Raw genomic sequence first — 24,096 nt, 5'->3', positions numbered from 1 at the left:
GTCCCACCCACCCCGGAATCTTACCCGGCCGAATCAGACGCGCTGAACTCCTCAGCTCCGGCAATGATGACGGTATTACGCCCGGCGGCTTTTGCTTCGTAAAGCGCTTCATCGGCACGCCGCAGCAGAGAGTCGCGATCGCTATCCTGATCGCTCCGTGAAGCCACCCCGGCTGATATCGTCATCGTTCCGGCAAACGGGAAGGTGGTGGCGCTGACGGTTTCACGGATGCGTTCCGCGGTGCGGACGGCATCAGCCAGCGTGGTATGCGGCAGCAGCAGAATAAACTCCTCGCCACCAAACCGGCTGACGATATCGCCGGTGCGACAGGCCTGACGCAGCAACGCTGCCAGGCTCACCAGAACCGCATCGCCCGCGTCATGCCCGTACCAGTCGTTTATCTTCTTAAAATGGTCAATATCAATGGCGATGGCACACTGTTCATGCTCACTGTCTGACTGCGCCGCCAGCGCCGAAAATCCGCGTCGGTTGCAGAGCCCGGTCAGCGGATCGGTCATCGCTTCATCGTTTAGCGCGGCAAGATGACCCGCAACGGCGTGCCGATGAGCCTGCACGGCTTCTTTGAGCCGATCAGCCTCGTAATACCAGGTTTTGACTGTGGCGAGAGATTCCGCCTGGGCTTCGCTGCCGCCATCGCGCACTCTGTCCGCCAGCTTTTCCAGTGGAGAGGCGATCCGACCGGCCATAAAGGCAATAATGGCCGCTGTTACGGCAATAATGCCCAGAACGAACCAGACGGCGCTTTCTGCCGTGCGCATCAGAATATGCCTGACCGTTTCAGAGGTGCCGGTAATAAAAACGTTCCAGCCGGTTTTATGCAGTGTGCCATAGCCGGTCAGATAGTGCTGTCCCTCACTCTCCAGCGTGAAATGCCCGCTTTCTGTCGTGGCGAGCCGTTTCTGCAGTGCCAGACTCAGCAGCATCTTTGTTCCGACGCGCGCCGCGTCATGACTGAAAATAATCAGCCCTTCATTGCTGACCACGCTGACCGTTGAACCATTGGAATAGAAATGCTGGCTCAGGATTTCGCTCAGCATGCTCTGTTTCTTGAGATAAATAGTCCCGCCAATGTAGCCCAGATAGCGGCCATCTTCGCTGAACAGAGGTTGTGATAAAAACACCACATAGTTACCGGCCGCAGAGGTAAAAGGAGCAGAGATAAAAGGCTTCTGGGTCGCTATGGCCTGCAGGCTGGCCGCCGAATGCAGCTTCACGCCAATAAGATTCAGACTATCGGGTGAGGTTGCTGCAATAATGGCATCATGATTTACCACCACCACCGAGTTGAAAAAGCCCGACTGCATTCGCAGGCGATCGCTCTCTCCTTCCAGTCGTTTAATATCACTAAGCCCCTTGATCTGCGACGCACTCCAGGCCAGTTCACGTTGCGCTGTCGCCAGGTAACGATCGGTGGTATCAGCCAGCTTGCGGGCATAGGCAATGTTCCCTTCAAGCAGACTGTCTTCGATGTTGGCCTTCTGAAAGAGCAGCAGCGCACTCAGCAGCAGACCGGAGGTCAGAATGACGCCCCCGATGGAAAGCAAAGTCAGCAGCGAGCGAAGGCGCATTTTTTCATGGGGCATTGCAGTCGGGATCCGGATTAAGTGTCATCTGAGTGTAACAGTAGACGTTTCACGTCAAGGGCCGAACAGAAGATGATTTACACAGGATCACGGCGCATTGCCGGCGCAGCACACAACCGTCCAGCCCTGCATAAAGGATTGTTTAGCGTTTCGATAGCCCTGATAAGCAACAGCAGAAAATGATTAAGCGGTAATAATGATACTGAGCAGGCCGGTATCTGTGCAGATGACGCACTATTATTACCGCTGACCGTGATAACAACGCCATATGGTCGCTGAAAATAACGGGGCAGGCTCTGCCCCGTTTATCATTACGTTAAAAATATGCGTAGAACAGTTAAATAAAACCTGCATCAATAATAAGTAATTGTGCATCAGCCTTATCTTTTAAGCGAATTTAACGCCAGAACGATTTAATATAAGAGCGGCTGCTGAGCCTTTTAATAAAATGATGCGGACAGGTATAGCGGCGCCCTTCCCACTCCAGATTAAACCACTGAAATTCATCATTTTTAATTTTTTCCAGCAGGGTCATTGCCTGCATCGGCGTCTGAAAAGCATAAGCTTTCATCACGCCCTCCTGGGTGCATAAATCAATATGAACCATGTAACCCCCGGGTGTTAAAAAGATCGAACATTTTATAATTATTGAAAAGCCTCTTTATCATAATCCATTTATCGGCTGCCGATTATCTGATTCCGTATTATTTACGTAAAAATTTCGCATCTATTTCCCATTTAAATTTTTGGGCAACCCTGCCTTATTTCATCAATTAATTTGACCATGTATACGAAATCCAGCCAGACCCGAATAGATCGTAACCCATGTTTAATGCAGCTCAGAGGGTGGCGACGATAAGCGATCGCAGAAGATGACGTATACCTGCTCACATTGTCAGCATTGCACCGTCTGGCAGGTCCAGAGCCGTCATGCAGAGGGGATGTAATGGTGCTGGCTGAGAGGTTGAGATGGTCATAAACAGAGCACATCGTTTACACTCTCATCAGCCTCATCTGCAATCCGGTAACGGTACAGATGTATCGCGGAGCGAGGCAGGAGATCACTGACGGCGGGCAATAAGGAATCTTATGCTGGATTATATGGTGTCGCTCTACCGTACTGTTCCTGTCTCATCTGAACGTCTCAGCGACTGGCTTGCCAGCTGGCTGGCGCAGCAGCAGACACGATGCCACGATCACCATTTTTCTGCCGCCTTTCCATGGCGTGAAACCGGTCTGCCCCAGCACGCCTTTTTGCAGCGAGAACTGACGATAAACGGCCAGCGTTATCTCACCGGGCCGCGCTATCTGGGTGGCGATCCTGCACAGCCCTTTATTGAGGTTGTTGCGCGTGACGGCATCATCGATTACAGGGTCGCTAGCGCCATTATGCAGGCATGGCAGCCGCTGAAACCTCTGAAGCTGCGCATCCTGTTGCCTGCGACTTATCCTGACATCGGTATAACCGATCAACTGCTTTTCCTCAGCGACCTGGCTTCACTCTCTGTTCCTGTCGACGAAGATATTTCACTGGTGACAGCCCGCCGGAAGGATTATCCCGCCTGTATCACGGCGATTAACCGCGCCTATCGTGCCAGCTGGCACACGCTGCCGCATCTGCGCGATCAGCTACTGGCAACCAGCAGGCAGGAATTACGGGAGGATATCGCCGCGGGACATGTGTTTCTGATTATCTGGCAGGGCATAGTGGCAGGGCTGATGATTTGTGTCCCCCGGCGACTGACCTTTATTGAGGGGTTTCAGATTATGGATGAGGTGATTATGCCCGCTTATCAGGGCCGTGGACTCGCCGCGCGCGCTCAGCAGCGTTTGCTGCAGCAGCTTCATCATCATTATGGTGAGAAGGCACTGCTGGCGGGTACCATTCTGCCCGGTAACACCCCTTCACTGCGCAGCGCGCAAAATGCCGGGCGACGCTGCGTGCTGAAATATCAGTTTTTTACCCCTGCCGATTTACGAGCCGGCCGACAGGCAATTTAAATCACCATAAAGCCAGCTCAATCAACTTATCCTGCACACTGTAAACGCGCTGCTTAAGGCTCAGGCTCTCGTCTGCGCTGATCCATTTTGCAGCAAACGCACCATTAATTTTTTCCAGTGCGATTTTGGTGCTGCTTTTCAGACCTTCGTGCCAGTTCGCGTCTGAACGTTTTGCCGCCTGTTTTTCCAGGCTCTCAACTAACGCCGCGACACTTTTACCACCGGTAGTAGCTTCGGATACAGACATACCTACCTCGTTTTGCTTCTAAAAAACGGCCACACTCGCGGAACATATTATACCTGAACCCTGATCGGCATGGCGCTTTCCTGTGCGCACTACCCGGCATGCCTCGTAAACTCATTCTGGCATCACAGAGATGACGTAAATGGCGCAACGCCACCTGCATCAGGGGGGAATCCATTCAAACGTCATATCCAATCAACCCGCCAGCATTGCAAATTAATGTGAATTTTTAATGACCATAAAGATAAAAAATAACTTTAAAATTAATGACCTGTTCTCATTTCACTGACCCGCCTTGTGATTCACATTTTGAAAACAAAATAATCACACATAGTTATTTTTTCATGCATAAATTAGTGCCAGTTTTCATTTATGGAGCAGGCAAATGACTCACTTTGTGGCAATTTTTTTCTCTTCACTGTTTATGTGCAGTAACGTTTTCGCAGGTTCAGTCTCATCCGTCTCTCTTGGGGCGCTTTCTACCTCACTCAACGAACGGATGCAGGTAATGAAAGCGGTGGCGGGTTATAAAGCATTGCATCATTTACCTATTGAGGATCTGCCACGGGAACAGGTGGTGCTGGATAACATGCTGAAAAACGCACAACAGGCCGGGCTTGAACCCCACTCCGTGGAGCCGTTTGTGCACGCTTTGATGAACGCCAGCAAGGCGATCCAGTATCGCTATCGGGCTGACTGGCTCTCATCACCAGACAGCGCTGTTCCTGTCAGGGATCTGGCCGAGACCAGACAGCAGATACAACAGCTGGATACCCAGCTCCTGACGGCGATCAGCCAGCGCCTGATGACTGGCGCCTTCTCGCAGGAGGACAAAGAATTTCTGATGTCACACCTCACGGCACCTCACCTCAGTGAAAGTGATAAAAACAGCCTGTTCGCTTCCCTCTCCCGCATTCAGCGCCAGCACTAATCCTCAATCAGCGGAGTACGCTATGCAGCTTCATGAACTCATGGACCCCGACTACTCTGATAATCCCTTTCCCCTTTATCGAAAACTGCATCAGCAGGGACCGCTTATCCCTGCCGGAGATAAGATCATCATCAGCGGCAGTCACGCCGTGGTGGACGCCCTGCTGAACGACCGGCGGGTCGGTAAAAATTATATGGAAAGTGTCAGAGTAAGATTTGGTGATGATGCAGCCGGACTGCCGCTGTTTCAGGGTATCAGCAGAATGTTTCTGGTGCTGAACCCACCCGATCATAACCGGTTAAGAGGACTGGTTATGAAGGCGTTCAGCGGCCGGGAGATTAAATCTCTTCGGGAGATGGCGCTGACGATAGCCAATGAACTGGTTGATGAACTGGAAGGGCGTCGTGCCTGCGATCTGGCTCAGGCATTCGCTTTTCCGCTACCGGTGCGCATTATCTGCCGGATGCTGGATGTTTCAGAATCTGATGCACCAGAACTGGGTCGCCTTACCTCTGCACTGGTCAGGGTTTTCGATCCTCAAATCAGTCCGCCAGATTTGCTGAAAGCCGCTGAAGCTTTTGCCGTACTGGAAAGTTACTTCAGTGCCGTGATCGTATCCCGACGTGATAGCACCGCCAGCGATCTGGTGTCGCTTTTTCTGCGCAGCGGCAGTGACGGCGACCGGCTGGATCACGATGAGATCATCGCCAATGTGATACTGCTGTTTCTTGCCGGTCATGAAACTACGTCAAACATGCTGTGCAACACCATTCTGGCCCTGCATGCTCATCCGCAGGAACTTGCGAGCCTGAAACAGAATCATGCGCTGATACCCGATGCCATAGAGGAATGTCTGCGCTACGACAGTTCGGTCCAGATGCTTTACCGCACGACTCTGGAAGAGATTGAGCTGGCAGGAGAGCTCATCCCGCCCGGAACCCGCTTCTTCCTTAGCCTTGGTGCAGCCAATCACGACCCGCTGGTATTTACCTCTCCGGAACGGCTGAATATCCGGCGGCATGAGGGGCGCTGTCTGGCATTCGGTGGCGGTATACATCACTGTATGGGCTACCGGCTGGCACTGGCAGAAATGGAGGTGGCGCTGGAAGTATTACTGACCCGATTGCCAGAGATGCGGCCCGTGGCCGCTGGCGTTCGCCGCAACCACAGAGCCAACCTGCGCGGCGTCAGCGCCCTGCCAGTCGAATGGTAAAGCACTGCCCTGAAGCGCCCGGCAGTTAACCGCGCAGCCGCAGCGTGGCGGGCAGGATAAGCTGACTGTCAGCGGGATCCTCACCAGCGATCATCGTGGTCAGCATAGAAAAGCAGGCCTGCGCCAGTGCCGGGACATTCTGCTCAACCGTGTCGATCGGAATGGAGAGTGAATCATAGAGATAGTGATCGTCGAAACTGGCAATGCGGATGTCGCTGGTCAGCAGGTTATGCTCGCTCATGTAGCGCAGTACTCCCTCCAGCAGACCGCAGGCGGCGGTGAACATCGCTTTAGGTGGGCGTCCCAGCCGGCAACAGAGCGCGGCAAACATCTCATAGCCACTGCCGGGATGGTAGTTACCCTGAATTATCCACTCCGGCCGCAGCGTCACACCCGCCCGCATCAGTCCCTCATTGAATCCCGCCAGACGATCCTGGGTCGGGGAGAGGTCAGACTGTCCGCCAAGAAAGTAGATCTCCTCCGGACAGGTGCGCGCCAGCTTTTCGACCAGCTCAGCGGTGGGCGTCACAGAGTCGGTGATGACCCAGGGCAGCCTGGTATTGTTCATGTGGCGGTCAAACAGCAGCACCGGCAGCTGTTCGCTGAGGCTGACATAGTCGCTGTCGCTCAGCATACTGGAGGCGACAATCAACCCGTCGACCTGACGCGCCACCAGGTTATTGACCACGGCCATCTCCTGACCGGCATTTTCATCGGTGCAGGAGATCAACAGTTGCAGACCGGCGGCGCGACAGAGATTTTCCAGCGCATGGGAAAAGGCCGCAAAGCCGTGGTTGGTGATCTCCGGCACCACCAGCCCCAGCGTATGACTGCGGGCGTCATGTAGCATACGGGCGTGTATGCTGGGCTGATAATGGTGTTCCCGGGCCAGTGTCAGAACCCGCTCACGCGTCTCCTTCGCCACCCGTAACTCTTCGCCACGGCCGTTGAGCACCAGGCTGGCAGTGGCTTTAGAAACCCCAGCCAGCCCGGCGATGTCACTGATGGTAACGCGTTTTGTTTTTCTCACGGCAAGGCATCGGTTAGTGAAACAAGGGCTTATTCTACCATGCAGCGACGTAACGACCAGTAGCGGGCCTGCAGTTCTGCGCGACCGCGCAGGGTTAGCATCGCCGGATGGTCCGGAAAATAACGGCTGCTCATCACCCCTTCCCCGTCGTTGATGAAGATCTCAACGCTGGAGTGGTCACACAGGATCTGCAACCGGCGTGCAGCCCCTGTCCAGTAACGATAGGTCCATTGACCCGATACCAGGCTGCGACGGGCAAGCCGCAGTTCATTCTGCTGCCACGTCAGGATCAGCGTATCGGCGAAATTGAGTTCTATATCGCCCAGGCTCTCCAGCTCAAGCTCTAGCCGCTGCGCGGCGATCGGCGGCGCGTCATCGGCGCGGCCCTGATAATGCTGCTCCCTCTCCCGCAGCGCCTGCAGTTCTGCAATCGGCTGCTGACAGAGCCGGCCGTTGCGGGAGCTCAGCTCGCGCAGACAGGTCATCTGATGGATCCAGTGATGCGCCACGGTTGGCTGGGCCATCTCTTCACCGTCTGGCGTTCCCATCCAGCCCACCAGCAGACGCCGGCCGTCAGCGGTCAGCGTGGTTTGTGGTGCATAGAATTCAAACCCGGCATCCATTTCGTTCAGCGGGCCGTGCAGGTATGCAGCCTGCTGATAATCCAGCGAGCCACTCAGCCAGGCGCAGGCGTGACTGTTCAGGTAGCGTTTCTCTTCAGGCATAACACCCTGCGGACAGCAGATCAGATAGGTGCTGTCGCCGAGCGTGAACATATCCGGGCATTCCCACATGTAGCCAGCGGCGTCCAGCCCGCCCAGTTTGCTGCCCGCAATCTCGCCGAGGTTCTGCCACTCGCGCAGATTATCAGAACGCAAAAGCAGTACCCTGCCCTGCAGCTGGGTATTCTGCGCGGCCAGCACCATGTACCAGTAATCTTCATGACGCCACACTTTGGGATCGCGAACGTGGCCGGAGTAGCCCTCCGGCACGGCGATAACCGGACCGAGTTTGTCAAAACCGCCGGTGCTGTTCTGCTGCGCCAGACACTGCCACGCGGTGCGCGAGCCATCATCAAACTTCACATTGCCGGTGTAGATCAGCGTCAGTACACCGTTATCGTCTACCGCACTGCCCGAGTAACAACCGCCGCGGTCATACTCCTCGTCTGGCATCAGGGCGATGGGCTGATGCTGCCAGTGCAGCAGATCGGCTGAGCGCCAGTGTCCCCAGCATTTTTGCTGATGCGCGCACTCTAGCGCGTTCCACTGATAGAAGAGATGATATTCACCGTCGAAATGGATAAAGCCATTGGGATCGTTTAGCAGGCCGGTTACCGGTGCCAGATGCCAGCCAGGGTAGTGGCTGTCGATGAGCGCCTTTGGCATACCCTGCATCACCGCCTGCAGAATGGCGGCAAGACGTGTTGATGAGGCCATTATTCAGAATCCGTTTTGTATTTAAGCAGGTAAGAGATCACAAACGCAGTGGTAAACGCGATTGCGATGCCGATGACATAGTTGAGCAGAGAGCCCGCCTGGACAATCGCCATGCCCGGCAGACCGGTCAGCCCGACCGCAGTCATATAAACATGGACCGACACCACCCAGGCACCACCCAGCGCGCCACCCACCAGACCCGCTATAAAGGGTTTCATAAAGCGCAGGTTAATACCAAAGATAGCCGCCTCGGTAATCCCCAGCAGCGCGGAAAACGCTGAAGGCAGCGAAATCGCTTTGATCTTCGCATCGCGGGTTTTAAACCATACGGCCAGACAGGCACCGCCCTGAGCCACGTTCGCCATCGCCCAGATAGGCAGCAGGAAGTTCACGCCGATGGAAGGATTGCCCAGCAGCCCGGCTTCGATAGCGTGAAAGCTGTGATGGACGCCGGTAATCACAATCACCGAATAGAGTCCACCAAACACCAGTCCTGCCAGCCAGCCGGCGTGCGCAATCAGCGTACTGAGAATAAAGGAGATGCCATCACCCAGCATACGACCTGCCGGACCGATAATCAGCAGCGCAATAAAGCCGGAGATAATCACCGTCAGGAACGGGGTCAGGATCAGATCCAGCGCATCCGGGATAACCCGACGCAGCTGCTTTTCCAGCATGCTCATAAACCAGACCGCCAGCAGCACCGGGAACACCGTGCCCTGATAGCCAATCATCGCCACTTCAATGCCGAAGAAGTTCATGGTGTGGAAACCGGCGGCGACGCCCCAGGCGTTGGTCAGCGCCGGATGAGTGAGAATGCCGCCCAGTGTCGCACCAAGAAACGGGTTACCACCAAACTCGCGGGCAGCCGTAAAGCCAATCAGGATCGGCAGGATAATAAAGGCCGCCGAGCTGCACATATCCAGCATGATATAGAGCGCATTTTCCGGATTGACCCAGCCGTAAGTTTTGACCATCCCCAGCAGGCCCATCAGCAGACCTGATGCCACAATCGCCGGAATGATCGGCACAAAGATGTTCGACAACAGGCGGGCGATGCGCTGGAAAGGGTTGAGCTTACGTGCGGCTATATCAGCGGCCTCAGATTTGCTCGATTCACTGATGCCCGCCTCGGCGATAAAGGCAGCGTAGACCTTGTTCACCACGCCGGTGCCGAAGATAACCTGAAGCTGGCCCGCATTGCGGAAGCAGCCTTTAACGCCTTCAATCCGGCCAATCGCGGTCGTATCCGCTTTTTCATCATCCGCCAGCACCAGCCGCAGCCGGGTGGCACAGTGAGCAGCGCTGGCGATGTTCTCTTTACCACCCAGCAGGGGCAGCAATGCCCGCGATATTTTTACATAGTCCATACACACCTCAATCTTGTTATGTTTTTATCCATCCTGATCTCTGGCCCCGGCATCCGGGGCCGCCCGGTCAGAACCAGGTTTCCATCTGTACGCCGAAGTTCCATTCGCCACCGGCATCGAATCCTTTACTGCCGAAGGCGTCGTCACTGGCATAGTTATCCAGCCGGTGATCCCAGTTCATCCAGGTTGCAAAGAGACGAATTTCCGGACGTTTGAGGAAGTCACCGACATCACCGGCTTTCAGGGTTGGCGCAACGGTGAGTTTGGTAAAGCTGCCGCTGACCGCATTACGGTTGTTGTAGCCTTCGGGACGCAGATCCATGTACTGATAAGAGCCTTCATACTGCATCTCAAAGTTCTGGGTGATTTCCTGAATCAGCCGCAGGTTGACTGTCGCCCAGTCATAGCTGTCACCTTTGACGTAACGATCGTCACTACGCTGAGCCAGTAAAGCAGGTGCAATGTGCCAGCCACCGCCCAGCGGGGTAATACCGTAACTCGCCAGACGCCAGGTGTCCGCTTCCGGCAACAGTGCGCCATCAGAACCAATCGACTTCACCTCTGCGCCCAGTCCATGACCATAGAGCAGTGCAGTTTTCGACGTGCCTTCTCTCAGCCCATAAAAGCTGTCGTTATGCAGGCCAAGCAGCGCATGTACGCCGGTTTCTGCCGCATCGCTTTTGACTCTGAGGCCGTCGATGTCACGGCGATCGTCGTTATCCTTTGCCCGCATACCGCTGACCATCAGCTGTACCGGCCCGACAAAGTTATTCAGCGACAGGATGTAGTTCTGCGCAGTGTTTTCATTGTTTTCAATGTCGCCAAAGGTACGACCATAAAGGGAAATGTTACTGCGCGCCTGATCGCTCCATTTCATGTCGTAAATACCGGCACCGGTACCGGCAAGGAACACCACATCGGAGTCGATCCAGTGAATATCAAAGTTATCGCGATCAAAACGCTTACCGGCCCAGACCGTGGCGTTATCGAATGCGCCGCTGAAGGTGGGAAGCTGCCCGAGCTCGACAAACGCCTGACGCAGGTTGAGATCGCTGCTGGCGGCTGTCCAGTCGTTGTAGGTGCGCTGTCCATCGGCCAGCATCGCTTTGAAACGGGTGGTTGCGCCGTTGTCCAGCGTCTGTTTATGTTCGAGGTTGAGCTCAACGTAGGTATCCGGTTCATTACCAAGGCGACCAACGTGACCGCCGGTTTCCCCGGCAGGGGTAACGGTCGGGCCACCCTGAGTTTTGGCGGCCGAGCTGTTCATCAGCAATCCTGAACGGGCATAACCGTGGAACTCGAAGCCACCTTCATCGGCTGATTTTTGTTCCAGTTTCGCGGTGCGCTGCGCGACCTCAGCGGTGGAGTTTTGGGTCTGTTGTTGCACGGCAGCCAGCTGCTGTGCCTGCTTCTCAGCCATCTGTGCCTGTTTCTCCGCGACCTGTGCGCGGGTTTCCGCTGCATTCGCTCGCTGCTCGGCTGCCTGCAGTCGCTGCTCCATGGCCGCAAGGCGTGCTTCAATGCTGCTCATACTGGAGTCGGCCCAGACTGATGTGGAAAGTAATATCGTTGAGAGACTCACTGCTAACGTGCTTTTTTTCATTTTTTTATGTCCCTGAAGAGAGGCTATCATCACCGGATTTTTTGCTAAACCGGTTTAGTCGCAAATCATAGCCACGGGTAATTTCCCTGCGCAATGAAAATTGCTAAACCGGTTTAGTGATTGTGAGATAGCTCCCAAAACAGGGGCAATAAGATAATCAGCCTGGCAGGTCGTCCAGCTGGTGGAGCCGCGGAAGTGCTGTCATGGCCCCTTTAGCCGTGGTTGCCAGTGCACCGCAGCGTTGTGCACTGGTAAGGCAGATGGCCAGCTGCGATTCATCGGCAGGAAGACCCGACTTAGCCAGCCCCCAGAGTAATCCGGCCACGAAGGCATCACCTGCGCCCGTGGTGTCGATGCTGGCCACGGGCGAAGTAGCATAGTGGTATAGCTGGCCCTGATAGCAGGCGATCACACCTTCCCTGCCCCGCGTGACCAGCAATAATTTTATGCTGAATCGCACTGCCAGCTGCGGCATGGTGATAGCCGGTTCCTGATCCGGACAGAGAAAATTGAGTTCCTCGTCGGACAGTTTAACCACGTCCGCATGGCTCAGCGCCTCGTTCACCACCGCATGCAGCAGTTCCGGATCGGGCCAGAGGTCATGACGCAGATTTAAATCGAAACTGACATGCCCGCCTGCTGCCCGGATCTGCTCCATGGCAGTCAGGGTCGCCGTGCGTGAAGGTTCAGCTGATAAGGCAATCGAACAGCAGTGCAGCCACTCCCCGTGCCGGAATACGGGCAGGTCTTGCACCTCAAGAAACAGGTCAGCACTCGGCCTCACCATAAAGGTAAAGGAACGTTCGCCATGGTCATCCAATCCGACCACCACGGTTGAAGTGCGGTGCTGCGTATCAGCGATCATGTAGCGGGTATCAACCTTCTCTTCAATGAGCGTTTGCCGCATAAACTCACCAAAGGGATCATCCCCTACCCGCCCGATAAAAGCGCTGTTTCCCTGCAGACGGGCAACTCCAACGGCGACATTGGCGGGCGCCCCACCCGGACACTGCATCAGGCGACCCGGCATTTCGGGAAGCAAATCAACCACGGCATCCCCGAGGCACCATACGCGTACAGACATAAAAAACTCCTCTGATTAAACCTGATAGCTAAACCGTTTTAGCTATAGCGATAAACCGTGCTGAGTTCAAGTATTACCCTGCGGAAATGATGCGTAATTAACAGAAGTCGTTATCAGGCGAAGAGATAAGATGCGGATTGCACTGTCGGGAGGCCGGTGGAGGAAAGAATTAAAAAACCGGCACAGAGGCCGGTTCTGGTATCAAAAACGTAAAGAGGATTATTTTAATGTGGAGAGTATCTGTCTGATTGACGCGTCGATCTGTTCAGCAATCTCTTTTGGCAGACGGCTGAATTCATACTGCACAGTGCGCTTCTCATCATTAGTTTTACGACGCGCATAGGTATTAGCTGTGGCAAAGGTAGCCAGCTTTTCCGTCACCGTCTTGCTGACGGGTGCAGGTTTTTTTAACTGACGACGGGCGCTTTTAAAGCCGTTAAGAATCGCGCTCTTCTTCTCATCCGCATTGGCGCTTAGCAGGGAATCATCAGCTTTAAGCGTTTGCTTAATATCGCTGACCAGCGCGGTGACATCAACCGCTTCCGCTTTCGCCTCTTCCCAGACATCGAGCAGTAGCTGGTAATCCTGAAGTGTCAGCTCTGATACGACCGGAAAGAGTTCAATAAATTCAGCGGGTACGGCTGCGGCCTGGAACGCTCGTGAGACCTTTGCGTTTGAGATGCCTTCGGCTTTAGCAATCTCTGTTTTGCTCATGCCATTTTCGTTCATCAGCATAAAGCGCAGGCCTAATTCACGCAGGTTATGCTCTTTTGCTGTCTGAATGTCCGCAGCCAGCTGACGCGCATCACTAAGGCTCAGTTCATCAGCGGTGACCAGTACTTCCAGACTGGCACCGGAAAGAATGCATGCGGCGCGGCGGCGCGAACCATCCATGATTTCAATCCGGTCACCGTTGACACGACCAATAGCCGGAAAAAATTGCTGCAGCGTAATAGTACGGGTGATCTCCTGAAGCGATTCCGGCGTCAGCGTGCTCTGGTCACGTCCGTTGATTTTTGGGTCAACGCTAGTTCTGGTTTCAATATCATCATGCAGGATTAGCTGGCGCACAAAGGTGGCCTTCGCGCCCGACTTCAGCGTAAATGTGCGCGACTGGCTGCTGCTGTCGATCATGTTTGCGATAGCAGAATCACCAAACTTGCGCCCGATGCGCTGTATAGGTTTGCTCACAGGGTACTCCTGATATATTCAATGCGGTCAAACACAGCCCTTGAGAACTGCTCGGCTTCATATTTAGCTTTGCGCAGAGCGTCCGCACTGCCCGGATAAGAGGAGGGATTGGCACTGATCACCGTATCAAAGGATTCGCCGCAGCGTTCAAATCCATCCAGTCGCGGCAGGCTGCAGTCGAGCATCGATTTAGTAAACACTTCCCTGGCATAGCTTTGCGAAGTCAGGTGATCGTGTTTAGAAGTCATTTTGGACATAAAGCCGATATTGGCTTTAAGCCGTGGCTCAATGCCTTCGGACTCAATACGCTCCAGCATTTCAGGCAGACGCGTCAGATACTTCATGGTGGAGTGGAAATCGACCTGTGCAGGAGGCGTCGGCGTCAGCAATACATCACTGGCCGCAATTGCATTCAGCATGAATGAATCAAGGTGAGGTCCAGTATCAAGGAAGATAAAATCGTAGTCGCCCGCCAGACGATCAATCACGTTGCGGCGTAGTACTTCCGAAGGCGCAACGCCTGGCAGATGCTCAGCAACCAGCTCTTCCCAGTCGCTTGCAACAAAACCATCGTCGATAGAGGCTGGGATCACATCAACGCCGGGCATGACAGTAGGTTTAATGAATTGCTTACGAAGCTGGTCAGCATCCAGATCGTTCAGCATCGCCTGCGCTGCCGTCTCCAGAACTGAACCGACACTGTTGGTATGGCTCAGGAACATCGTGCTTGATGCCTGTGGATCCAGGTCGATAACCAGAATACGCAGGTCATTATGTAACATAGAAGGATGTGCACGCATACCGTGGGCCAGCGTGACTGTGCTCACTGTTTTTGAGACACCACCTTTAAGGCTGACAACGAATACGACAAAGGGGCCATCGTGCCGATCACGATATTTCGGTACTTTACGATGCTGATAGATGTCGACCACATTCTGGATAGTCAGGGCATATTGTGAGGTGCTGCCGGTCTGTTTTTTCCCAAACTGATAACCTGCTGCTTCCATATCACCAATTGCGGCGACAACAGCATGCTTACTCAGCAATGGCATGTTGGCGACAGCATTCCGGGAGAAGGTCTGGTAAAAACCGGTCTGGTTAAATTCCTGACGCTGCTGCTCAATATGGTTACTCAGTCCATGTAACATGGAATTGGCACGTGTGGCCATTTCCAGCACTCCACCATAATCACGCTTCATAAGCCCCTCTGCGTTAATGTTTTTTGCATACTACACAAAAAGCACATATCTGCCAATTTTTTAGAAAAATGCCAAAAACCTGGATTTTTTCTCCGCGATGGTGAGATGCAAGCAGCATTACTTTTGTGAATCACGGGAAAGTGAATCGCTCTGCTTTTTTGTCTTACAGGCTGGTTGAGACAGATAACTTAAAATGGCGACATTAAACGAATATTTTAAGGACTAATGATTCGGAGCGGTGCATTCCGATTCTGATAAATCATCTGCCAGTCTGCAGGTTGCTCGTTAAATTGTTTTCGTGTTTTTTTAATGGTGTTTTCAGCATGAAAATTCAATAAAAGTTATTATAAATCATTTAATTAAGCGTGAAATAGCCTGGTGAAAAATTTCCAGGATTAATGCACTTTCACTCAACATTTACTGCTGACGTAAAGTTTTACTCAGAAGATATTACAGTGCTTTTGAACCTGAAGGAGTAGGTATAACGGTAAAGTGCGCAAGTAATCGTTACCGTTATCATTGCTAACTTAAGATCACTGCTTCCAAATCTATACCTTTTATGCCTTGTCATTATGTATCGTTCATAATCTGTGTTGCTGCCTGTCAACATAATGTCAGGCGTTTTCCGCATAGGGTTTTTATTGCAAGGCTTAATCCAGAAAAGAGAGGGATTTAATTCCCTTCATCATTATGTGATGTCACTAATCAAAATCATCGAAGAGTTAAGACTGCCGATTTAAGAGCATGAGTAGGAGTAGGAGTAGGAGTAGAGAACAGGCTTAATGCGGCAAGGCTTAGAGCAATATTAATTGGGGCAAGTCACCATAATGTAGCTATGCCGGACAGTCAGAATTAACGCTCTACTGTGCTTGATTCAGATCCGGATACTATCTCTTCATCTTCATGTCATTCTTACATTCCTGAAATTACTTCATTCACGCTAAGCCTATTTATTAGTTTAAGTTATTATGCCGAACGCATTTTTCTTACTGTCGTTCTTCCTGTTCTTCCTGTTCTTCCTTCACTGGTGCCTTATTAACTTCTTCCGGGAAAGTTATTTTAAGTGCCTTTTTAGTATGTCTGACAGATTCTGAGTACTGACAAAACAAAGATATTACGTTAAGTAAGAATCTTATGGTGTTTTCATCATGAAAATAAAAAATAATCCATTATTTATCAAATAGATAGGCGATTAACATCATGGTGAGTTTTCTGTATTTTCACTGACCGATTTTCTGAGGCCTGATTTAAACTTATAACCCTAAAGATTTAATGGTTATAGGTGTATGCAACATTCCAGTCTTACCTATGCTCAGCGTTAGATCGTTTTAGCAGTAAAAGACCTTCTCAGTCGTGCTTCTGATAAACCGCACATTCAGAACTGAAGGTGAAAATCACTTCTGACTGGGACTCTCAGCTAATTCTTTGTTTTGTGTGTTTTATCCCCGTTATCCACAGGCCAGATCCAATTGGTCGATCCTCAATAGATCAAATTGAGATCCTTAACAGATCCCTGCAGCGTCTGAAGCCTTGTGACACAAGGCCTGGAAGGGGGTCAGTAACCACTGTAGCGAGAAGAATAACCACTATAACGAGTATAACAACCACTATAGCGAGAAAAGCAACCGCGCTGGCGAGTACTCAACAACCACTATAGCGAGTAAGTGGTCTGAATCGGTGTGCATAACCCTGATTATGTGTAGATGACGGCTTTTTCCAGAGTGCTTGCGATGAAAGAGGGAGATCCAGTAAAGGGGGAGGGCGGTGGCTCGACTCTTTTTCAGTTAGTTTTCTCAGGTTATCCACTGAATAGATCCAATAACAGATCCATTTAAGATCCTTATTAAGTTCCTTAAAGATCCCAGCACCGCCTCAGGCCACGGTATGACTACGTTAAAGCCGGGTCGCTAACCACTATAACGAGTAAAACAACCACTATATCGAGAGAAATAACCACTATGGTAAGTAGATTAACCGCTGTAGTGAGTGATAGTATCCACTGTATCGAGTAACAGCGGCTCTCGCCTGTTCACATCACGGATCTTCCTAATGCCAAGAAAAGAACCAGATATCCTGAACATAGCTGATGCGTTTAGCGAAACAGATAAACGTACAGGTGAAGTTGTTACTCTTACCCCCAACAGTAACAACACCGTCCAGCCGGTAGCATTGATGCGACTCGGTTTATTTGTTCCGACGTTAAAATCCACAGCGCGCAGTCAGAAAAACCAGATGAACGCCATGGATGTGACCCAGGATCTTAAACAGTTATCCCTGGTCAGGTCAGAAGGCTATGACAACATTAAGATTCTGGGTGCCCGCCTGGATATGGATAATGATTTCAAAACCTGGGTCGGGATCATTCGTGCATTCGCTACGCATGAGTGTCTGGGAGACACGGTAACGCTCTCTTTCGTTGAATTTGCCAAACTATGCGGCATACCCTCAGTGCGTCTCTCCTCGAAGCTCAGGAGCCGTCTGGATGCTTCGCTGACGCGTATTGCCTCTAACACCCTGACTTTTACCAGCAAGGGCGGAGAGAACTACACGACGCACCTGGTGCAGTCTGCGAAATACAGCATCAAGAAGGACACGGTAACGCTGCAGGCCGATCCCAAGATCTTTGAGCTGTATCAGTTCGACAGAAAGGTTCTGCTGCAGCTTAAAGCCATCAATGAGCTGGCACGCAAAGAGTCTGCTCAGGCGCTCTACACCTTCATTGAAAGCCTTCCGCCGAAGCCTGCGCCGATATCTATGGCGCGTCTGCGCGCAAGACTTAACCTGACATCGCGTGTGATTACCCAGAATGCCACCGTCAGAAAGGCCATGGAGCAGTTAAAAGAGATCGGCTATCTCGACTACACCGAAACCCGACGTGGCTCATCAGTCTACTTCTGGGTTCATTACCGTCATCCTAAGCTGCGCCCGGCCGAACTGCCGCTCAGTAAATCAGGCCTGATCGATGATGAGATGGATGAGTTTGACGATCTTGATATCGATTCCGACGTAATTGACGTCAGCCTGCCTGAACCGGTGATTGAAGAGGATAGCAGTGAGCTGGTGATGGTCTCGCGTGAAGAAAAAGAGCTACTGAACAAAATCAGGAAGCAGAAGAAGCAATGACACGCTTTCTGCTAGCATGCTACTCCGCTTTCAATCTCTTATCGGGAACGCCGGGCTGAAACGCAATAACCACTGTAGCGAGTAACGTTACTCACTATAGTGGTTACCAGCACGACAGCAACATACGTAACGCCTGTCTGAACAGGGCTAATCGCGCTATTCATCACTCTCCATCGGCAGGACCTGAATTGAGCCCGGTGCTGTGTTTACTCTCTATAGTGGTTAGTCTCTCCCGGAAGAGCGGCCTCAAAAGCGTAATAGCCAGAATGAGACCCAATGTTCACTCGCTATAGTGGTTACTTACCTGATCACAGCACAGAAAGTACGCCCGTCATGAAGTATTCAAGCAGGCTGTGCAGGGGAATTGGTGTCATTACTCTACTCGCTATAGTGGTTATCTCCTCCGTTACCACGCTTTTTCATCTCCGTTTTGTCCATCCAGGGTGAGTAAACTACTCGCTACAGTGGTTATGAGGTTGTTTTATCGCTAAAGCGTTCAGTTAATGATCGGATACTGGCGCTGATGAATGCGATATTCTCGCTACAGTGGTTGTTAATTGGGAGCAGAAATGAGGAGCTTACTCGCTATAGTGGTTGTTATTGTCACTGGCCTATGCTCGATATAGTGGTTACCTTAAATAGAGTAAGCACTCACTATCATTTATTGCACTGTCAGTAAAAGACTTCCTGTTAAATTGCCAAATTCCCACACCTAAAAATGGTTACTCGCCACAGCCGTTAAACGGTGTGCCGTGCTTCAGATTTTTGCAGTTAAAGAGCTTAGCTGCATTCATAAAAGCACCTTTGCGAGGACCCACACAGGGCGGATTCTGCAATCAAGGGTCGAAATTCATTGTTGAGAGGGAGATCGGTTTTTTACTCGCTATAGTGGTTATGACTGAATGAAACCGTACCTGGAGTACCTGAAACAAAGGCTAATGCGCCTTCGCGCTGCAATTTAGAAGGACGGATGACGATTTACTTGCTCTGCTTACTCGCTACAGTGGTTTCCGAACCCTGAATATCGTTACTTTACTCGCTACAGTGGATAGGCGATGAAGTTCGATCCTAAAAAGGATCCGCCACTGATTTGCTTACTGGAAGAGTTAAACAGGTAACTTTACTCGCTACAGTGGTTATCAAATAGAGCTAAGCCAGAATGAGTACAGAGATTAAGGTATGGCCAGAACCATCAGGAAGGCGCTGCCGTTATCCCTGTCACAAGAACGGGTCCGATGGGGGCGCGGGGGAGGGAAGGTGTTTAGCGGGGCCGCTGCGGCTTTGATACTGCTCTGCAGGACATCGGTGAAGAAAGCGGCCTCGCGCTGACGTACCGCTTTATCACCATTGGGACAGAGAGTGTTACATCGCCTCCCGGTATTCCGGCCAGGCAACGGATTGTGCTTCATAGCGCCCTGCGGCTGCGAACAGCGTGCCCTGGAAGTTGATCACACCTGCAGCCTCCAGCCACATCCACTCTTCTGCCTGTACGATCCCTGCTGCGATGACGGTAATTTCCAGCGCGGAACAGCATTTAATAATCGCCTGAACCACCGCCTGCTTTGGCCCACTGCGATGAACATCGCGGGTGATACCGGCATCAATACGAATGCGGTCGGGCTGAATGTGAGTCAGCAAGGACAATCCCGCAGAGCCGTCACCAAAATTGTCGATCGACAGACTGATTCCGACCGCTTTTAGCGCGCGTACGGCTTCAGAGAACGCTTCCAGCTGCGAGATCACTGCGGTTTCGCTTACGCCAACTACAACCTGCTCAGGAACCAGTCCCGCCTGCTGAATAGCGGCCATAATATGATCGACGGCATTGGGTATCACCACCAGCGTCATAGGCAGCAGGCTGACGTACAGTGTCATACCGTCCGGGCAGACCAGGCCAGCATGGGCAAACGTCTTTTTCACGGTTTCCAGATCGTTAACATAAAGCTGATCGCCTGAGGTGTCGTCGGCGGGAGCAGGTCGCAGAGTGGTCGCCTCAATCGCTGTGACCTGACGAGCGAGGGGATCCACCACCGGGCGAAAGCTGACGCCTTCTGTCTCCGGACGGGAGTCCGGCACATCATTGTGCTCAGAAATAAACTCCCAGTAACCCGGCGGGAGGACCTCGTAATAGTTCTCTTTCTCACGAGACTCTACAAACGTGCGCAGGAATTGCAGTGCCCGATCATCATAGGTCAGACGATATTTTGACGTCCCTTTATCCAGCACGGCCTGCAGGAGCGATGAGCGATCGTGTTCACGCAGGTCAAAGAGTGCCATGCCCGCATTACCAAAGCGGCGGTAAGGCGCATAGTCGCGCATCAGCTCCACCACATTGTGGTGCCGTCGATCTGCACAAATCCTCTGATAGACTGCCTGAATGCCTGCTTCCGGACCCTCAAGCAATTGAAAAAAATGGGTACCGTTAAATAATAATATGCCGGTCACGTCGTGAGTCGCATTTATTTTGCTGGCGTTGTCGACCATCGCGGGCAGGGTTCTGATGGGAAAGTCATCTGAAATATGGCTGCGGTATATTATGGTAGTCAGCATGTGCAGCTCCGTTTTATAAGATTGTTGCGCACAAGCTAGCATTGTTCAAAAAATGTTTCATCTCTCCTTATTCACTGTCGCACAGACTGCACCACGGCAGGTGGCAATAAGCGAAACGGCAAATTACGGGGCACGGTTCCAACAATCGTAATGGGATCAGAGACGCTGAACCTGAGCAGACGAACTTATGCTTCCTGCATAATAAAAAAGGCCGCCGTAATGGCAGCCTCATCGTATTGAAGGGGTAAATGTTATTTGATCAGTTCAGCAGAGACATAAGCTCGATTATCAACGCGTGCGCCGGTAATTTTATAGGATGCACCTGCATCTTTGGCCTGTGCCGCGACTTTCGCTTCAGCAGCATCCAGGGTAGACGCGGTAGCGGTAATAGTCTGGGCAAAACTACCGAATGAAATCAGAGAGAGTGCAGTAACAGCAACGAAAGTTTTGATGGAGTTCATGGTCAATTCCTTAGCGTATTTCAGTCAGGGAGAGGCGTTTTGCCTCGATGGAATGAATGATAGGCGCGATCTCGCCAGACTGATATAGCTAACTTTTGCTGATATTGATCAAATATTTTGAATATGACTTATAGGGAATATCAGAGCTCGATCTGATAGCTGAAAATGCAATCTGATATCAGATTGCGCCAGCTCCAGATTAATGACACTCGCCACGCAGCTTCCAGTGCAGCCAGTGATCCAATGCTTCTTCGTTCAACGGCTTCGAATAGAAATAGCCCTGAGCCTGATCGCAGCCATACTCGGTCAGGGATGTTACTGCATCCGGACACTCAACCCCTTCTGCCACCACGGTATAGTCCAGCTCTTTAAGCATGGCGATGATGCTGCGTGCAATGATGCGTGAAGCCGTGTCAGAGGAAAGCTCACTGATCAGGGAACGATCCAGCTTAATCACATCAAACGGCATGCGACGCAGATAACTGATATTGCTGTAGCCGGAACCGAAATCATCGAGTGAAATAGTGAATCCTCGTGCTCTGAGCATCTCCAGCCCGAGCAGGGCGGTCGGGCTTTCAAGGATACGTTCGGTTTCCAGACATTCGATTCCCAGCAGAGAGGTTGGGAGCTTAGATTTGACCATCTTACTTTCCAGCGCTGAAGCGAACCCCTCGCGCGCAAAGTCACGTACGCTGACGTTTATCGTTAGCGGCAGCTGGATGCAGTTATTCCTCAGCCGGCTAAGGCGCTCAACCGCCCGATCGATAATCCAGGCTGTCAGCACAGAGAGCAGATCGGTCTGCTCAGCCAGCGGGATAAAGGCGGCAGGTGAAAGCTCGCCCCGGCTGGGATGTTGCCAGCGGATAAGCGCTTCCAGACCCACGGGTTTACCACTTTGCAGGCAAATTTTCGGCTGATAGACCATATACAGCCCGGTGTTCTCGCGTAATGCCGTTTTAAGATCGGTCATCAGCAGGAAATCTTCTGAACGCTGCGTTTCAGCCTCAGCGTCAAAGCGCTGAGAGGGCAGTCCGCGGCCGACCGCTTCATGCAACGCACTGACCGCACGGCCTAATATTTCAGATGCTGGCATGCTGCCAGCGACAAAGTCAGCCTCACCGGTATGGGGAGTCAGCGCGACCGACAGACCTTCATCCATGTCCGCACTGATACCTTCCAGACGACCGGCTACCCACGCGGCACTGAGTCGGCTATCCGCTCGGGTCAGGATAGCAAAGCGGCCGGTGGCCACCGTATAGATCATCTCCCCAACCGCCGGACGCAGGCGTAGCGGCAGCAGAGTGGCCATATCTTTCAGCAGGCTCTCAACCGGGCTCATTCCCATGGTGCGGGCCAGTTCATAAGCGCGCGACATATCGATGCAATCAATCAGAACCAGACGGCGTGGCGTGGTATCGCCGGCAACGGCAAGATATTGCAAATCACGTATCAGGCGCTGACGGTTAGGCAGCCCGGTCACCGGATCGGTAAAACCCGCCGAGTGCCAGGCTTCAAGAAAGGACATTACCAGCGTAGAGAGCAGCGTTAAGGTCGTCACCTGGTCACTGGGAAACGCATGCGGCTCGGTGTCGGTCACACATAGTGTGCCCAGAATAATGCCATCGCGTGTTTTCAGTGGCACACCGACATAAAAGCGGATAAAGGGTGAGCCAGTGATCAGGGGATGCGTGACAAAACGCGCATCGTAATAAGTATCAGGGACGATCACCGCACTGTCGCTATCAACCACGTGGCGACAAAGTGAATCCGCACGCGTTGAGCGTTGCAGTTCAAAATTGTGTGATGCCCGAACGGTCTGGAACTCATCATCCAGCACCGATATAAAGCTGCCCGGGATACCCAGGGCCTGACTGGCTAACCGGACAAACTTCCGGAGAACTTCATCGCGGCTTTCATCAGGGTCGCGCAACGCCTGTAAGGCGCGGCTGCGGCGCTCATTGTCGCCGTTTAAATTGTTTAACATGTGTGTAGAACCCCCGCACCGGCTGATTACGGAGCGAAAAAAGAAAACTGTCCGGAGCGAAATGTGATTCGGGCGGCAGGAAATATGGCGTGATTTTTTATTTTCAACTGGATAATAAGGGACTATGCAGCGGGTGTCTCTTAATATTTTCTTTAACGCATTAAAGGGGTTGTTACGATTCGAAAATTTAATCGAAGATGCGCCTGATTATTTACATTTGTACATTTTATATAGCCAGGAGAGGGTTTTTACGGTTGTTAATGTTTATGTTCCATCAGGAGATGAATAAGCATTCAGGGTGGTTAATGTTATTTCTAAGTCAGTTTTACAATTAAACAGGTCTGCAGCCAGAGACGGATCGCTATCCGCTGGTTGATCAGGAAGATAACCTATTAAAAATACAGGTAAAAGCCTGTAAAGATGAAGACCGGCAGATATGACCTGTCAGTGTACTCCTGACTGCTATAGGTCAATCCACCGCAAGACTGCCAGTAACGCGTCGCTTCAGAAAGTAATCAATTTAACCTTTCATGCCGTGTGTGAATTGTGTCGGACGACGTGGCGGCGGGTTTTGCTCCAGCCAGTCACGAACCTGTTCGGTCCGCGGCCCTCGCTCGCGGATCGCGCGTGTCAGCCTTTCCTGAGTTGTCCTCAGTTCCTGGGTCCAGTAGGTGATTTGCCACTGTTCACGAATTTCCACCTGCGACAGATCGTCGGGCGAGCGACGCTGGATAGGATTTTTCATTCATTATCCTCCTCTTTTTCAATGATTCTGCCTGAACATGACCCTCAGGCTATACCTCTATCCTGATGAAGAAAGGGCGCTTGAGGTAGCGGAATAATCCCTGAATGGCCCTTAAGGCAAATAACAGGATAATTCCTGGCAGGAGGAATAAAGCACTCTATGGAAATAGAAAAGTCTCCGTCAGGGCGAAATATGCCGCTTCGCTTATAAAAAATCATGCATAATTTTTAAACCTGAAATTTGACATTTATTTAAAATAGTCAATTATTCTGTGGTCTTTTCGTTATGGCCGCTCTCAGGTTGCTTCGCTTTTATTGATGGTGA

18 protein-coding genes are annotated in these 24,096 nt (G+C 51.9%); 4 read left to right on the top strand and 14 right to left on the bottom strand.

Going from position 1 to position 24,096, the window contains the following annotated elements; genetic code table 11:
- Positions 1-20: 20 nt before the first annotated feature.
- On the bottom strand, positions 21-1,604 hold the full coding sequence (locus tag HFD94_RS17965; protein ID WP_033786385.1) for a diguanylate cyclase: 1,584 nt from the start codon (positions 1,602-1,604) through the stop codon (positions 21-23).
- 397 nt (positions 1,605-2,001) lie between these two features.
- Positions 2,002-2,175: a hypothetical protein gene (locus tag HFD94_RS17960; RefSeq protein WP_010256913.1), complete on the bottom strand. Its 174-nt coding sequence runs from the start codon at positions 2,173-2,175 to the stop codon at positions 2,002-2,004.
- A 518-nt stretch (positions 2,176-2,693) separates the two neighbouring features.
- Here HFD94_RS17960 and HFD94_RS17955 point away from each other — a divergent pair.
- Entirely contained in the window at positions 2,694-3,605 is a 912-nt protein-coding gene (locus HFD94_RS17955) for a GNAT family N-acetyltransferase (RefSeq protein ID WP_158132447.1), read from the top strand.
- A gap of 1 nt (position 3,606) precedes the next feature.
- Here HFD94_RS17955 and HFD94_RS17950 read toward each other — a convergent pair whose 3' ends face one another.
- Positions 3,607-3,852 carry a hypothetical protein gene (locus tag HFD94_RS17950; RefSeq protein ID WP_010256916.1) on the bottom strand — a complete coding sequence of 82 codons (246 nt, stop codon included), beginning with the start codon at positions 3,850-3,852 and terminating at the stop codon, positions 3,607-3,609.
- A 382-nt stretch (positions 3,853-4,234) separates the two neighbouring features.
- Between HFD94_RS17950 and HFD94_RS17945 the strand changes: the two genes are divergently transcribed.
- A complete protein-coding gene (locus tag HFD94_RS17945; protein ID WP_158132448.1) occupies positions 4,235-4,780 on the top strand; it encodes a chorismate mutase in 546 nt (181 codons plus the stop codon).
- A 22-nt stretch (positions 4,781-4,802) separates the two neighbouring features.
- Positions 4,803-5,993 carry a cytochrome P450 gene (locus HFD94_RS17940; protein ID WP_064689868.1) on the top strand — a complete coding sequence of 397 codons (1,191 nt, stop codon included), beginning with the start codon at positions 4,803-4,805 and terminating at the stop codon, positions 5,991-5,993.
- 25 nt (positions 5,994-6,018) lie between these two features.
- Here the strand turns inward: HFD94_RS17940 and HFD94_RS17935 are convergent, their stop codons facing one another.
- The 7 genes from HFD94_RS17935 to HFD94_RS17905 all read right to left on the bottom strand — a co-directional run bounded on the left by HFD94_RS17935 (position 6,019) and on the right by HFD94_RS17905 (position 14,909).
- Positions 6,019-7,023, bottom strand: a complete 1,005-nt coding sequence (locus HFD94_RS17935) for a substrate-binding domain-containing protein (RefSeq protein ID WP_010256922.1) — start codon at positions 7,021-7,023, stop codon at positions 6,019-6,021.
- A gap of 29 nt (positions 7,024-7,052) precedes the next feature.
- Positions 7,053-8,462, bottom strand: a complete 1,410-nt coding sequence (locus tag HFD94_RS17930; protein ID WP_167433349.1) for a sucrose-6-phosphate hydrolase — start codon at positions 8,460-8,462, stop codon at positions 7,053-7,055.
- Positions 8,462-9,832: a sucrose-specific PTS transporter subunit IIBC gene (locus HFD94_RS17925; protein WP_010256928.1), complete on the bottom strand. Its 1,371-nt coding sequence runs from the start codon at positions 9,830-9,832 to the stop codon at positions 8,462-8,464. The genes HFD94_RS17930 and HFD94_RS17925 overlap by 1 nt, the downstream gene beginning before the upstream one ends.
- Before the next feature lie 67 nt (positions 9,833-9,899).
- Complete coding sequence (locus HFD94_RS17920) at positions 9,900-11,435, bottom strand: carbohydrate porin (protein ID WP_064689869.1); 1,536 nt, start codon at positions 11,433-11,435, stop codon at positions 9,900-9,902.
- Positions 11,436-11,592: 157 nt separating this feature from the next.
- Complete coding sequence (locus HFD94_RS17915) at positions 11,593-12,519, bottom strand: aminoimidazole riboside kinase (RefSeq protein WP_022624231.1); 927 nt, start codon at positions 12,517-12,519, stop codon at positions 11,593-11,595.
- A gap of 219 nt (positions 12,520-12,738) precedes the next feature.
- Complete coding sequence (locus HFD94_RS17910) at positions 12,739-13,710, bottom strand: ParB family protein (protein WP_122889906.1); 972 nt, start codon at positions 13,708-13,710, stop codon at positions 12,739-12,741.
- Entirely contained in the window at positions 13,707-14,909 is a 1,203-nt protein-coding gene (locus tag HFD94_RS17905; RefSeq protein ID WP_010256940.1) for an AAA family ATPase, read from the bottom strand. Before HFD94_RS17905 ends, HFD94_RS17910 begins: the two co-directional genes overlap by 4 nt.
- A gap of 2,049 nt (positions 14,910-16,958) precedes the next feature.
- On the opposite strand from HFD94_RS17905, the gene HFD94_RS17900 reads away from it, so the two are divergent.
- The gene (locus tag HFD94_RS17900) at positions 16,959-18,032 is read left to right on the top strand and encodes a RepB family plasmid replication initiator protein (RefSeq protein WP_010256943.1); all 1,074 of its coding nucleotides are present in this window, start codon (positions 16,959-16,961) and stop codon (positions 18,030-18,032) included.
- 1,362 nt (positions 18,033-19,394) lie between these two features.
- On the opposite strand, the gene HFD94_RS17895 is transcribed toward HFD94_RS17900, so the two are convergent.
- The 4 genes from HFD94_RS17895 to HFD94_RS17880 all read right to left on the bottom strand — a co-directional run bounded on the left by HFD94_RS17895 (position 19,395) and on the right by HFD94_RS17880 (position 23,772).
- A complete protein-coding gene (locus HFD94_RS17895) occupies positions 19,395-20,582 on the bottom strand; it encodes a diguanylate phosphodiesterase (protein ID WP_132499684.1) in 1,188 nt (395 codons plus the stop codon).
- A gap of 251 nt (positions 20,583-20,833) precedes the next feature.
- A complete protein-coding gene (locus tag HFD94_RS17890) occupies positions 20,834-21,043 on the bottom strand; it encodes a YdgH/BhsA/McbA-like domain containing protein (RefSeq protein ID WP_022624235.1) in 210 nt (69 codons plus the stop codon).
- A gap of 199 nt (positions 21,044-21,242) precedes the next feature.
- On the bottom strand, positions 21,243-23,027 hold the full coding sequence (locus tag HFD94_RS17885) for a GGDEF and EAL domain-containing protein (protein WP_167433348.1): 1,785 nt from the start codon (positions 23,025-23,027) through the stop codon (positions 21,243-21,245).
- A gap of 520 nt (positions 23,028-23,547) precedes the next feature.
- Entirely contained in the window at positions 23,548-23,772 is a 225-nt protein-coding gene (locus tag HFD94_RS17880) for a DUF3606 domain-containing protein (RefSeq protein ID WP_010256955.1), read from the bottom strand.
- Positions 23,773-24,096: the final 324 nt, after the last annotated feature.

Origin of the sequence: Pantoea sp. EKM20T (assembly GCF_011800485.1) — a bacterium.
GTDB lineage: Bacteria > Pseudomonadota > Gammaproteobacteria > Enterobacterales > Enterobacteriaceae > Pantoea > Pantoea agglomerans.
The sequence above is the reverse complement of the archived record's forward strand: the minus strand, read 5'-3'. Positions and strand labels throughout refer to the sequence as shown.